Source organism: Streptomyces sp. NPDC001568, from assembly GCF_042893755.1.
Classification (GTDB): Bacteria; Actinomycetota; Actinomycetes; order Streptomycetales; family Streptomycetaceae; genus Streptomyces.
In genome coordinates this window covers 57,309-70,123 of record NZ_JBIAVF010000007.1, presented here as the reverse complement: position 1 = coordinate 70,123, position 12,815 = coordinate 57,309, and the positions used below count along the sequence as shown (strand labels likewise).

Below are 12,815 nucleotides of genomic sequence, written 5' to 3'. Positions count from 1 at the left end.
TGTCCGGATAGCGGACACAGAACGTCCGCTGAACGGACGCTCGGCACACTGAGGTCATCGTTCGACCCCCGCACACCGGACAGGCACACCCCCATGAGCCACAGCAGCACCCTCACGCCCGCCGCGCCCCCGCAGGACGACACCGGGTCCCCCCTCGGCAACGGCCTGAAGCAGCGCCACCTTTCGATGATCGCCCTCGGCGGGGTCATCGGCGCCGGCCTCTTCGTCGGCTCCGGCGCCGGCATCGCGGCGGCGGGGCCCTCGATCGTCCTGGCCTACGCCGCGTCCGGGCTGCTCGTGATGTTCGTGATGCGGATGCTCGGCGAGATGTCCGCCGCCAACCCGGCCTCCGGCTCCTTCTCGGTGCACGCAGATCGGGCCATCGGGCCCTGGGCCGGTTTCACCGCGGGCTGGATGTTCTGGACCCTGCTGTGCGTGGGCGTGGCCATCGAGGCCATCGGCGCGGCGCACATCATGACGGGCTGGTTCCCCGGGACCCCCTCGTGGATGTGGGTGCTGGTCTTCATGGCGCTGTTCTGCGGGAGCAACCTCGCCGCGGTCTCCAACTTCGGCGAGTTCGAGTTCTGGTTCGCCGCCCTCAAGATCGGCGCGATCGCGCTCTTCCTCGGCCTGGGCGTGCTGGCCGTCCTCGGCCTGCTGCCCGGCACCGCCTCCCCCGGCTCGGCGAACCTCCTGCACGACGGCGGCTTCCTGCCCAACGGCCTCGACGGGCTGCTGGTCGGCCTGCTCGCCTCGGTCGTCGCGTACGGCGGCCTGGAGACGGTGACCATCGCCGCCGCCGAGTCCGACGACCCGATCAAGGGAGTCGCCAGGGCCGTTCGGACCACCATGTGGCGGATCGCGATCGTCTACGTCGGCTCGATGCTGGTCATCGTCACCCTGCTGCCGTGGAACGACCCGGCCGTCACCGGGACCGGTCCGTACGCCGCGACGCTGGACCACCTGGGCATCCCGGCCGCCGGCCAGATCATGAACGTGGTCATCCTGATCGCCCTGCTGTCCGCGATGAACGCCAACATCTACGGCTCCTCCCGCATGGCCTACTCCCTGGTCTCCCGCGGCCAGGGCCCCCGGGCGCTCGGCAAGGTCACCGGCCGGGTCCCGCGCCGCGCGGTGCTGGCCTCCTCCGGTTTCGGCTTCGTCACCGTCCTGCTCTCGTACTGGTACCCGGACACCCTCTTCGCCTGGCTGCTGAACATGGTCGGCGGGGTCATCCTCGTGGTCTGGGGCTTCATCGCCGTCTCGCAGTTCGTGCTGCGCCGCCGCACCGAGCGCGAGGCCCCCGAGAAGCTCGTCGTGAAGATGTGGGGCTTCCCGTACCTGACCTGGGTGGCGCTGGCCGGGGTCGCCGGGGTGCTGGTCCTGATGGCGTGGGACGAGGACACCCGGGTGCAGGTGATCTTCACCGGCGGGCTGACCGTCGCCCTCGCCGCGACCGGCTACCTGATGCAGCGCCGCGCGGCGGCCCGCGGCGGAGCCTGACCGGGAGCGCGCGAAAACGGGGTAACACCCCCGAGGAACGGCACGTCGGAGGCCGGGTTCATGCGATCGCATGGGCCCGGCCTCGGGCGTTCCGGAGACCCGTACAAGAGAGGTAACCCTTACTCGAACGGAGGATTAGATACTGCTAGCGTGCAGTTGCGCATTGATTGCAATAAGCGATTGGCACGCCGAGGGGACCGGATACAGACATGGCCATTTACACGCTTCCTGAGCTTCCTTACGACTACGCGGCGCTGGAGCCGGTGATCAACCCGCAGATCATCGAGCTGCACCACGACAAGCACCACGCGGCTTACGTGACGGGTGCCAACAACACCCTGGAGCAGCTGGAGGAGGCGCGCGACAAGGAGAACTGGGGCGCCCTCAACGGCCTGGAGAAGAACCTCGCGTTCCACCTCTCCGGCCACATCCTGCACAGCATCTACTGGCACAACATGGCCAGCCCGAAGACCGGTGAGGGCGGCGGCGAGCCCACCGCGGCGGACGGTCTGGGCGGCCTGAGCGACGCGATCACCGAGTCCTTCGGCTCGTTCGCGAAGTTCAAGAAGCAGCTGACGTTCGCGGCCTCCGCGACCCAGGGCTCCGGCTGGGGCGTGCTCGCGTACGAGCCCGTCAGCGGCCGTCTCGTCGTCGAGCAGGTCTACGACCACCAGGGCAACGTGGGCATCGCCAGCACCCCGGTCCTCGTCTTCGACGCCTGGGAGCACGCCTTCTACCTGCAGTACAAGAACCAGAAGGTCGACTTCATCGAGGCCATGTGGAACGTCGTCAACTGGCAGGACGTGGCCAAGCGCTACGCCGACGCCAAGGCGAACACCCCTCTGCTGATCCCCGCCAAGGGCTGATCGGCACGCCCCAGCCGTCCGCCTCGTGATCGTCTTCTCAACCTTCACAGCGGACGTTTCCACCGGAAGGCCCCCGCGAGGACGTGACTCGCGGGGGCCTTCCGTGCACTGCGCCGGGCGGACTACTCGAAGCTGGGGCCCTTGTCCCGGGTGCGCTTGATCTCGAAGAAGCCCGGGGTGGAGGCGACGAGCAGGGTGCCGTCCCACAGCCGGGCCGCGTCGTCACCGCGCGGGGTCGGGGTGACGACCGGGCCGAAGAAGGCCACGTCCGCGCCGTCGGCGCCGGGCACCGAGATGACCGGCGTACCGACCTCCTGGCCGACCCGGTTGATGCCCTCGTTGTGCGACGCGCGCAGCTCGGTGTCGTACGCGTCGGAGGTGCCGTACTCGGCGAGCTCGGCCGGCAGGCCGACCTCGGCGAGCGCCTCCGCGACGACCTCGGGGGTGTTGCCGCGTCCCTCGTTGTGGATGCGGGTGCCGAGCGCGGTGTAGAGCTTGCCGGTGATCTCCTTGCCGTGCTTCTGCTGCGCGGCCGTCACCACCCGTACCGGTATCCAGGCCTCGGGGCCGAGCAGCTTGCGGTAGCTCTCGGGCAGCTCGTCGAGCTTGTCCTCGTTCAGGACGCCCAGGCTCATCACGTGCCAGCGGACCTCCACGTCGCGGACCTTCTCGACCTCCAACATCCACCGGGACGTCATCCAGGCCCAGGGGCAGAGCGGGTCGAACCAGAAGTCGACCGGGGTCTTCTCGCTCACCTGCGTGTCGGCCATGTCTCTCCTCGTGTCAAAAACAAGCCATTGCCCAGCACCATCCCCTGCGCCAACCAGGCCGGGGGCACCCGCATTCCCCGTGGGAGGATTCGAACCGAAGAACGCGATCACGCACGAAGGAGTGCACGTGCCCGGAGAGAATCTGTCCCGTGACGAGGCCCGCGAGCGGGCCGAGCTGCTGTCCGTCGACGGGTACGAGGTGGTCCTCGACCTGAGGTCCGCGGTGGACGAGGCCGAACCGGCCGACGGCCCCCGGACCTTCCGTTCGGTGACCACCGTCCGCTTCCGCGCCGCGACCCCCGGCGCCTCCTCGTTCGCGGACCTGATCGCCCCTTCGGTGAACTCGGTCACCCTCAACGGGCAGCGGCTGGACGAGGCCGCGGTCTTCGACGGGACCCGGATCGCCCTGGCCGGGCTGGCCTCGGAGAACGTCCTCGTGGTGGACGCGAACTGCGCCTACAGCCGAACCGGCGAGGGCATGCACCGGTTCGTGGACCCGCAGGACGGCGAGGTCTACCTCTACACCCAGTACGAGCCCGCGGACGCCCGCCGGGTGTACGCGAACTTCGAGCAGCCCGACCTGAAGGCCCCGTACCGCTTCGAGGTGACCGCGCCCGAGGGCTGGCACGTGTGGAGCAACGGCGTCGAGGAGTCCCGCGAGGGGCTGACCCGGCGCTTCGCCGAGACCGCGCCGATCTCCACGTACATCACCTGCGTGGTGGCCGGCCCGTACCACTACGTCACGGACACCTACACCCGCGGGGAGCTGACGATCCCGCTGGGCGCGATGTGCCGCAAGGGGCTGGCCGAGCACTTCGACGCGGACGACGTCTTCCTCGTCACCAAGCAGGGCTTCGACCTCTTCCACGAGATCTTCGACTACCCGTACCCCTTCGGGAAGTACGACCAGGCGTTCGTGCCCGAGTACAACCTGGGCGCGATGGAGAACCCGGGGATGGTGACCTTCCGGGAGGAGTACATCTTCCGCGGGAAGGTCACGCAGGCCTCGTACGAGCGGCGCGCGAACGTCATCCTGCACGAGATGGCGCACATGTGGTTCGGCGACCTGGTCACCATGAAGTGGTGGGACGACCTGTGGCTGAAGGAGTCCTTCGCGGACTTCATGGGCTCCTTCGGGCTCGTCGAGGCCACCCGCTTCGACCAGGCGTGGGTCACCTTCGCCAACAGCCGCAAGGCGTGGGCCTACCGGGCCGACCAGCTGCCGTCCACGCACCCGATCACGGCCGACATCCGTGACCTGGAGGACGCCAAGCTGAACTTCGACGGGATCACCTACGCCAAGGGCGCGGCCGTGCTCAAGCAGCTCGTCGCGTACGTGGGTCGGGAGGCGTTCCTGGAGGGCGCGCGGCGCTACTTCAAGGCGCACGCCTACGGGAACACCACGCTGGACGACCTGCTGTCGGTGCTCGGCGAGGTCTCCGGCCGGGACATGGCCGAGTGGTCGCGCGCCTGGCTCCAGACGGCGGGCGTGAACGCGCTGACGCCGGTGGTGACCTACGACGCGGGCGGTCGCGTCACGGAGCTGGCGGTGCTCCAGGAGGGCGACGAACTCCGCCCGCACCGGGTCGCGGTGGGCCTGTACCGGCTGGGGACCGACGGCACCCTGGTCCGCTACGCACGGGCCGAGGCGGACGTCGCGGGCACCCGTACGGTGGTCGCCGAGTCGGCCGGGTCCGAGCGGCCCGACCTGGTCCTGGTGAACGACGAGGACCTGACCTACTGCAAGATCCGCTTCGACGAGGCGTCCCTGGCGACGCTCCGCTCCCACCTGGGCGGTCTGACGGACCCGCTCGCCCGCGCCCTGTGCTGGTCGGCGCTGTGGAACCTGACCCGCGACGGGCTGATGCCGGCCCGCGACTTCCTCGCGCTCGTGCTCGCGCACGCGGGCCGGGAGACCGACGTGGGCGTGCTCCAGATGCTGCACGTCCAGGCCCTGGGCGCGGTCAACCGGTACACGACGCCGGAGCTGCGCGAGCAGCGTGGCCGGGAGCTGGCGGCCGGCGCGCTGCGCGAGCTGCGGCTGGCCGAGCCGGGCTCGGAGCACCAGCTGACCTGGGCGCGGTTCTTCGCGTCGAGCGCCGCCACCGAGGGCGACCACCAGCTGCTGCTCGGCCTGCTGGACGGGAGCGCGCGGATCGACGGGCTGGAGGTCGATCAGGAGCTGCGCTGGGACTTCCTGTTGCCGCTGACGGCGCACGGCTCGGTGGACGAGGGCGTCCTGGCCGCCGAACTGGTCCGCGACGACACGGCGTCGGGCAAGCAGCACCAGGTGCGCTGCCTGGCGGCGCGGCCGTCGGCGGCGGTCAAGGACCAGGCGTGGGCGGCGACCGTCGAATCGGACGCCCTGTCGAACGCGCTGGTGGAGGCGACGATCTCGGGCATGCAGCAGGCCTCCCAGCGGGACCTGCTGGCGGCCTACGCCGACCGCTACTTCGAGGTGATCGAACGGGTGTGGGCGGACCGTTCGATCCAGATCGGGATCCACGTGGTGCGGGGCCTGTACCCCTCGCTCCAGGACTCGCAGGCCACGGTCGAGGCGACCGACGCCTGGCTCACGGCCCACCCGGACGCGGCGCCCGCCCTGCGGCGGCTGGTGCTGGAGTCCCGTGACGACCTGGCCCGGGCCCTGCGCGCCCAGGCCTGCGACGCGGCGGCGGGCTGACGACGGGCGGGCGGCGCGGGCGGGCCCGAGGCCCGGCCGGAGCCGCGCGCCACGCGGGCGGGGGCGGGGGCGGACACCGGTCCGCTCCCGCCCCCGTCCGCTGCGCCGTCCGCGTCCCCGCCTGCTTCCCCGCCACCGAAACCATCAGTATGGTCATATGACGGATGCCGGATGGCGGGGTCCCTTTCGGCAGTCGAACGCCCGTACTTTAGCCCCGCCTTGTCCCGATTTGTCGACGAGCGTGTAACAGGCGTTAGCAAGGCCATGGCCTGAGGGAATCACCGCGTCATGAACCAGAACGCACCCCTCCCCCTCGCCCACCTCACCGCCGGCCGCCCCCGCGTGCTGACCCTCGCCCAGCTGCGCGAGCACGGCGTCAGCGCCTCCGACGCGGCGGGGCGGCCCTGGCAGCAGCTGCTGCCCGGGGTGTTCCTGCTCCACGCCGGTCCCGCGACGAGCGAGGAGCGACTGCACGCGGCCCTGCTGTACGCCGGCCGCCGGGCCGGCGCCGAGGTCATGATCACCGGGTTGGCGGCCCTCGCGCTGTACCGGTTCACCTCCACCCCCGCCCTGCTGGGGCTCTCCCACATCGACGTCCTCGTGGCCAACACCCGCCGACTGCGGTCCACCGGCGACGTCCGGATCATCCGCACGCACACCCCGCCGCGCTCCGTGGAGGTCACCGGGCTGCCCGTGGCGCCGGTGGCCCGGGCCGTGGCCGACGCCGTCGCACAGCTGTCCGACGCCACGACCGTACGCCGCCTGCTGAGCGAGGCCGTCCGCGCCGGACACTGCGAACCGGCAGCCGTCGTACGCGAGTTGACGGTGGCCCGACTGCTGGACCGGCCGCACGTGGTCGACGCCGTCGAGGCGCTGCTGGCCGAGGGCCGGGCCATCGCCGAGGACCGGCTGTACCAGCTCGTACGGGGCTACGAACTGCCGGAACCCGTCTGGAACGTGGACCTGCGCCTCCCCGGCGGCCCGCACCTCGGCGGGGTCGACGCGTACTGGCCGGAGCACGCCGTCGCCATCGAGATCGACACCCGCGCCCCGCGCCAACACGACGACGAGGACTGGTCGGAGGGCGTCCGCAAGCGCGAGGCGCTGGAGCGCCTCGGGGTGACCGTGCTGCACCTGACCCCGCGCAAGCTGCGGGACTGGCCCGAGCAGCAGGCCGCCGTCGTGCGCACCGCCCTGACGGCCGCCGACGACCGCGAGCCCGCCGCCTACCTGGTGGTGCTCCCGCGGTGAGGCGCCGGCCGCGCGAGCGGCGGATTGGCCGGGGAGTACTCCGGGGCGCTCCACAGCAGCCGCCCCGGGTGCACGCTCTCCACCACCGACTCCACGGTGAACCGCACGGCCCGCGCCCCGTCCGCCCCGAAGTCGGTCCGGGCCCGCCCGCTCAGCTGGAGCACGCCGCCGCCCTCCCAGTCGGGCAGGAGCAGCCCGGCCCGCCCGTCGGCCGCCAGGTTGCCCAGGGTGAGGAACATGGCGTTGCCCGGATAGTCCGGCCAGCTCAACTCGGTCGCCGAGAGCACCTCCACGAAGCCCGGGAACCCTCCCCGGTGGCTGGCGTCGACCCCGTCCGGCGACGTGGTGGCCACGAAGAAGGTGTCGGCGGCGCGGACCGTCCCCTGTTGGCCCGGGGTGAGCGCCGCACCGCGCCGTACGATCCCGACCCCCTCGGCCACCCGCTCCAGCGGTCGGCGCTTTTGCAGGTACTTCGGGCAGTTCGCGAAGACCCGGTCCGCCTCGACCGCGAAGCCGCCGGGCACCGGCGTGACAGCGCCGCCCAGGCGCATCCGGCGCCTGGTCCGCGGGTCGAGCGCGATGGTGCCGACCCGGGTGCCGGCCGCGTCCAGCGGCCCCTCCAGCGGATCGCCCTGCGGGAGCCCGCCGGTCACCACGATCCGGGTCCGCCCGGTGGCCCGTACGAAACCGGGCGCGCCGGTGAGCAGCGAGGCCCACATCCGACCGTCCGCGTCGGCGGCTCCGACGACGAGATGCGGCTGCTCGGCGAGGAAGGCCGCGGCCACGTCCCTGATGTCGGCGCCGATCGAGCGGCCGACGTGATCGGCCAGGTCGCGCACGCCGACCCGTTCCTGCACGGCCAGCGAGCCCCAGTGGTACGTCATGACGGTGCTCCTCTCCCTGCGCGTCTTCGTCTGCTCCGATGCCCCGAACCCGGCGAGGCCTAGAAGAACCCGCAGGTGGGAGCGGATTCCGTCGGGGCGGGTGACCCTTCCGCGCCGGTGGGGACGGAGATCTCCAGGCGGGTGCCGTCGGGGTCGTGGAAGAAGATCCCGCCGGAGGCCGCGCCCTCGGCGTGGGCGACGACGCCCTCGTGGGCGAAGGCGACGCCCAGCCCGCGCAGCCGCTCCTCGTACGCCCGGACCTCGCCGATGTCCCCGGCGGTGAACGCCAGGTGGTGGAGTCCGGCGGCGGCCGGCAGGTAGCCGCCCTCGGCCTGCTGCCAGAGCGTGAGGACGAGCTCGCCGTCCCGGCCGAGGAAGGCGAAGCGGCGCCCCTCCTCCTTGCCCTCGCCGAGCGGGGCGAAGTCCAGTGCGTCGCGGTAGAAGGCGAGCGAGCGGTCGAGGTCGGTGACGTTCAGGCCGATGTGGCCGGTGCGGAGCGCGCCGGGGGGCGCGGTGGCTGCGGTGGTCATGGTGATCCCTTTCCCGAGGACTGCCGGTGTCTTCTAACCTTCCATTCTGAGATTAAAGGTTAGAGAGTCCACGGTCAACCAGTCACGTACCCTTGAGGGGTTAGCGGCCTCGCGAGGGGTGGGTGGCGCGAGGAGGCGGCATGACGGCACAGGTGACGGACCGGCGTCCGCTGATCGGGGAACCGGTCGCCCTCGACCTGCTGAACACGCGCTGGGTCGTCGACGGCGAACCCTTCGACCTCTTCGCCGGGGCCTTCGGGCTGACCCGCGTCGAAGGGCTCGCGCTGTGGCTGGAGAGCGTCGGCCTCGCCGACCGCTTCCGGGCCGACGCGGCGACCCTGGTCCACCTGCTGACCGCGCGCGAGTCGCTGGCCCGCGCCGTCGCGAACCCGTCCGACGAGGGGGCGCGGGCGCTGGTCGACGCCGTCCTGGAACACGGCCGGATCCGGGCCACCCTGACGCCCGAAGGGCCGGGCGAGCGGGCCGAGTTCGCCGATCCCGCCTGGGGTCCCGCCTGGATCGCCGCCCGGAACTACCTGGACCTGTTGGTCGCCGGACCGGACCGGATCCGCAAGTGCGCCGCCGAGTCCTGCGTCCTGCACTTCCATGACATCTCGCGCAACGGAACCCGCCGTTGGTGCTCGATGGCGGCGTGCGGAAACCGCGCGAAGGCCTCGCGCCACTACGCGCGCACGCGCGTGCGCTGAACGATCGGAATCTGTCACACCCGGCGCGAGACGGAAGCCCGCTCCGGCCCCGCCGCGAGCAGGGAAAGTCTATAAATCCACTCGCAGACACCTGCGAATTGCCCTGACCTGCCCGACCTTGCGCCCTCTGGCGGATGCTCCGCATTGGCGAGAGTCCGCCATGTCAGGTCTCGGTCAATGACAACACTCCCCAAACAGCAGTCACTTCGGCAAAGCTGACCGGTCATCCGGCACCGAAATCCGGACCGTATCTTTCACTTAGCCAGGGATGCTGATGACCCTCGACTCCCCCAGCTCCACCAACGGGGCCATACCGGGCACCCGGCGCGTGGCCCGCGTCGCCGCGGCCGCGGGCCTGGTGGCCGCCCTCTGCGCCACCGGCGCCATGCCCGCCTTCGCGCTGGGCACCGCCGCCGGCCCCGTGCCCGGTCCGGCCGCCGCGCCGGTCAAGTCCGCCGACCAGAAGCTCGGTTCGGCCGACGCCGAACTGCTCCAGGAGGCCAAGGCCAAGGGCGACGCCACCGTCACGGTGATGGTCGCGACGGCCCCGGGCCAGACCAAGCAGGTCGCCGACCAGCTGAGCGCCGTCCAGGGCGCCTCGGTGGGCCGGACGTACGACAAGCTCGGTTACGTCCGCGCCACCCTGCCGACCGGCAAGGCCGACGCGGCGCTGAAGGCCGCCGGCAAGCTGGACTCCGTCCACGGCATCGACCTGCGGCACGAGATCCAGCGTCCGGACCCCCGTCCGGACGCCGACCGGGAGACCGGCACGGTCAAGAAGACCGCGGCCGAGACGTACGCGGCGCCGGACAAGAACACCCCGGCGAAGAACCCGTACAACCCCTCGTTCGAGACCGGGTCGGTGGACTTCGTCAAGAACAACCCGCAGGCCGACGGCCGCGGCGTGACCATCGGCATCATGGACTCGGGCGTCGACGTCGGTCACCCGGCCCTGCAGAAGACCACCACCGGCGAGCGCAAGATCGTCGACTGGGTGACCGCGACCGACCCGATCACGGACAACGACGGGACCTGGCGCGCCCAGATCACCCCTGTCACCGCCGCGGGCGGCACCTTCAGCGCCGGCGGTCAGAGCTGGAAGGCCCCGGAGGGCAACTTCCAGTGGAGCCGTTTCAGCGAGTCGATCACCGCCACCGGTGACATGAAGGGCGACGTCAACCGGGACGGGGACACCACCGACCGGTTCGGCCTGCTCTACGACGTCGCCGCCGGCACCGTCCGCGTCGACACCGACCAGGACGGTGACTTCACCAACAACGAGCCGATGAAGCCGTACAAGGACGGCAACCAGATCGGCTGGTTCGGCACGGACAACGCGGCGACCGAGGTCTCCGAGCGCATCCCGTTCGTGATCGAGATCCGCAAGGACGTCCCGATGGACCCGCTGGGCGGTGACTGGGTCGGCAAGAAGGCCGACTTCGTCAACGTCGGCATCATCGAGTCCGAGCACGGCACGCACGTCGCGGGCATCACCGCCGCCAACGGCCTCTTCGGCGGCCAGATGAACGGCCAGGCCCCCGGCGCCAAGCTCGTCTCCTCGCGCGCCTGCTCCTGGTCCGGCGGCTGCACCAACGTCGCGCTGACCGAGGGCATGATCGACCTCGTCGTGAACCGCGGCGTCGACATCGTCAACATGTCGATCGGTGGCCTGCCGGCGCTCAACGACGGCAACAACGCCCGTTCCGAGCTCTACAAGAACCTCATCGACACCTACGGTGTCCAGCTCGTCATCTCGGCGGGCAACGAGGGTCCCGGCGTCAACACCATCGGTGACCCCGGTCTCGCGGACAAGGTCATCTCCGTGGGTGCCGCGGTCTCCAAGGAGACCTGGGCCGCCAACTACGGCTCCGGCGTGAGCAAGCAGTACAACATGTTCCCGTTCTCCTCCCGCGGTCCGCGTGAGGACGGCGGCTTCACGCCGACCATCACCGCCCCCGGCTCGGCCATCAACACCATCCAGACCTGGCTGCCCGGCGCGCCCGTGAAGGAGGCCGGCTACAACCTCCCGGCCGGTTACGGCATGCTCCAGGGCACCTCGATGTCCTCGCCGCAGGCGGCGGGCGCCGGCGCCCTGCTGATCTCGGCCGCGAAGCAGAACAACATCGCGCTGAAGCCGGCGAACCTTCGGGTCGCGCTGACCAGCACCGCCAAGAAGATCGCCGACGTCCCGGCGCACGCCCAGGGCGCGGGCCTGCTCGACGTGAACGCCGCGTGGGAGTCCATCCAGCGCGACGCGAAGGCCGAGGAGTTCACGGTCAAGGCCCCGGTCGACACCGCGATCGACCAGTTCCTGAAGACCCCCGGCTTCGGCACCGGCGTCTACGACCGCGAGGGCGGTCTGAAGGTCGGCCAGAAGAAGGTCTACAACGTCGTCGTCACGCGCACCACCGGCGTGAAGTACGGCACCCGGCACAACCTGAGCTGGCGCAACGACGACGGTAGCTTCAAGGTCATCGGCGGCTACGACTACGTCACGCTGCCGCTGAACAAGCCCGTCACCATCAAGGTCGAGGCGAACGTCAAGTCGGCCGGCGTCCACAGCGGCATCCTGCAGCTCGACGACCCGAACACCGAGGGCATCGACAAGCAGGTCCTGGCGACGGTCGTCGCGGCCGCCCCGCTGGCCAAGCCGACCTACACCCTGTCGGACACCTCGTCCGTGCAGCGCAACAGCCACAAGTCGTACTTCGTGACGGTCCCCCCGGGCACCAAGACCCTCGAGGTCGCCCTGGGCGGTCTGAAGCCCGACAGCCAGACCCGCTTCATCTCGATCCACCCGTACGGTCTGGGCGTCGAGGACAGCGCGACGACCCAGTGCTACCCGAACTACGACAACCCGGCGAACACCTGCCGCCCCGACCTGCGCTCGTACGCCGAGCCGACCCCGGGCGTCTGGGAGATCGAGGTCGAGTCGCGTCGTACGTCGCCGCTGCTCGACAACCCGTACAAGCTGGACGTGTCCGTCCTCGGCGCGGCCTTCGACCCGGCGGTCAAGGTCCTTCCCGAGGTCAAGCAGGGCACCCCGGCGCCGGTCCAGTGGACCGTCAAGAACGAGGCCGCGGCCATCGCCGGCGGCAAGCTCCTGGGCGGTCCGCTCGGCTCCGCGAAGGTCGCCAAGCCGACCATCGCCGCCGGTGAGACCCAGACCAGCGAGGTCACCATCGGCGAGGGCGTCTCCCGCCTCGACGTCGCCATCGGCAAGACGTCCGACACGGGCGCCGACCTGGACCTGGAGGTCTACAAGGACGGCGTCAAGGTCGGCACCGCCGCCGACGGCGACTCCGAGGAGGCCGTGAGCCTGCTCAAGCCGGCCGCGGGCACCTACAGCATCAAGGTGATCGGCTACGCGATCCCGGCCGGCACCACCACGTACGACTACCGCGACGTGTTCTTCTCGGCCGGTCTGGGCTCCGTCCAGGTCGACGAGGCCGCCACGGTGACCCTCGCCTCCGGCGCCTCGGCGCAGGTCTCGGCGAACGTCCTGGTCAACAGCGCGGCCCCCGAGGGCCGTCAGTTCTTCGGCCAGGTCCAGCTGCTCAACGCCCGCGGCACCGCCGCCGGCACCGGCAGCGTCCAGATCGACAAGGTCCTCCCGTAACC

Annotated in this window: 9 protein-coding genes; 6 read left to right on the top strand and 3 right to left on the bottom strand. The window is 70.9% G+C overall.

All coding sequences use genetic code 11. The features are described 5' to 3' along the window. Window positions 1-93: 93 nt before the first annotated feature. Both ACFY0I_RS14595 and ACFY0I_RS14590 read left to right on the top strand, forming a co-directional pair. The gene (locus ACFY0I_RS14595; protein WP_388894603.1) at window positions 94-1,503 is read left to right on the top strand and encodes an amino acid permease; all 1,410 of its coding nucleotides are present in this window, start codon (window positions 94-96) and stop codon (window positions 1,501-1,503) included. 209 nt (window positions 1,504-1,712) lie between these two features. Continuing rightward, on the top strand, window positions 1,713-2,369 hold the full coding sequence (locus tag ACFY0I_RS14590; protein ID WP_388894600.1) for a superoxide dismutase: 657 nt from the start codon (window positions 1,713-1,715) through the stop codon (window positions 2,367-2,369). Between the two features lie 122 nt (window positions 2,370-2,491). Here the strand turns inward: ACFY0I_RS14590 and ACFY0I_RS14585 are convergent, their stop codons facing one another. Further along, window positions 2,492-3,139: a DsbA family protein gene (locus tag ACFY0I_RS14585; protein ID WP_388894597.1), complete on the bottom strand. Its 648-nt coding sequence runs from the start codon at window positions 3,137-3,139 to the stop codon at window positions 2,492-2,494. Window positions 3,140-3,266: 127 nt separating this feature from the next. On the opposite strand from ACFY0I_RS14585, the gene pepN reads away from it, so the two are divergent. Further along, window positions 3,267-5,822 (top strand): aminopeptidase N, encoded by a 2,556-nt coding sequence (pepN, locus tag ACFY0I_RS14580; protein ID WP_388894594.1) that lies wholly within the window; start codon window positions 3,267-3,269, stop codon window positions 5,820-5,822. Window positions 5,823-6,110: 288 nt separating this feature from the next. Further along, on the top strand, window positions 6,111-7,073 hold the full coding sequence (locus ACFY0I_RS14575; protein WP_388894591.1) for a hypothetical protein: 963 nt from the start codon (window positions 6,111-6,113) through the stop codon (window positions 7,071-7,073). On the opposite strand, the gene ACFY0I_RS14570 is transcribed toward ACFY0I_RS14575, so the two are convergent. Beyond that, window positions 7,049-7,957 (bottom strand): pyridoxamine 5'-phosphate oxidase family protein, encoded by a 909-nt coding sequence (locus ACFY0I_RS14570; RefSeq protein ID WP_388894588.1) that lies wholly within the window; start codon window positions 7,955-7,957, stop codon window positions 7,049-7,051. The two genes, ACFY0I_RS14575 and ACFY0I_RS14570, sit on opposite strands and share 25 nt — an antisense overlap. Before the next feature lie 59 nt (window positions 7,958-8,016). Further along, the gene (locus ACFY0I_RS14565; RefSeq protein ID WP_388894585.1) at window positions 8,017-8,487 is read right to left on the bottom strand and encodes a VOC family protein; all 471 of its coding nucleotides are present in this window, start codon (window positions 8,485-8,487) and stop codon (window positions 8,017-8,019) included. Window positions 8,488-8,627: 140 nt separating this feature from the next. On the opposite strand from ACFY0I_RS14565, the gene ACFY0I_RS14560 reads away from it, so the two are divergent. Together ACFY0I_RS14560 and ACFY0I_RS14555 are read left to right on the top strand one after the other, a co-directional pair. Next, a complete protein-coding gene (locus tag ACFY0I_RS14560) occupies window positions 8,628-9,194 on the top strand; it encodes a CGNR zinc finger domain-containing protein (RefSeq protein WP_388894583.1) in 567 nt (188 codons plus the stop codon). 274 nt (window positions 9,195-9,468) lie between these two features. Continuing rightward, window positions 9,469-12,813: a S8 family serine peptidase gene (locus tag ACFY0I_RS14555; RefSeq protein ID WP_388894580.1), complete on the top strand. Its 3,345-nt coding sequence runs from the start codon at window positions 9,469-9,471 to the stop codon at window positions 12,811-12,813. Window positions 12,814-12,815 lie beyond the last annotated feature (2 nt).

Coding starts and splice junctions, on each gene's coding strand:
- ACFY0I_RS14595 (WP_388894603.1), top strand. CDS start 94: ATGAGCCACAGCAGCACCCTCACGCCCGCCGCGCCCCCGCAGGACGAC.
- ACFY0I_RS14590 (WP_388894600.1), top strand. CDS start 1,713: ATGGCCATTTACACGCTTCCTGAGCTTCCTTACGACTACGCGGCGCTG.
- ACFY0I_RS14585 (WP_388894597.1), bottom strand. CDS start 3,139: ATGGCCGACACGCAGGTGAGCGAGAAGACCCCGGTCGACTTCTGGTTC.
- ACFY0I_RS14575 (WP_388894591.1), top strand. CDS start 6,111: ATGAACCAGAACGCACCCCTCCCCCTCGCCCACCTCACCGCCGGCCGC.
- ACFY0I_RS14570 (WP_388894588.1), bottom strand. CDS start 7,957: ATGACGTACCACTGGGGCTCGCTGGCCGTGCAGGAACGGGTCGGCGTG.
- ACFY0I_RS14565 (WP_388894585.1), bottom strand. CDS start 8,487: ATGACCACCGCAGCCACCGCGCCCCCCGGCGCGCTCCGCACCGGCCAC.
- ACFY0I_RS14560 (WP_388894583.1), top strand. CDS start 8,628: ATGACGGCACAGGTGACGGACCGGCGTCCGCTGATCGGGGAACCGGTC.
- ACFY0I_RS14555 (WP_388894580.1), top strand. CDS start 9,469: ATGACCCTCGACTCCCCCAGCTCCACCAACGGGGCCATACCGGGCACC.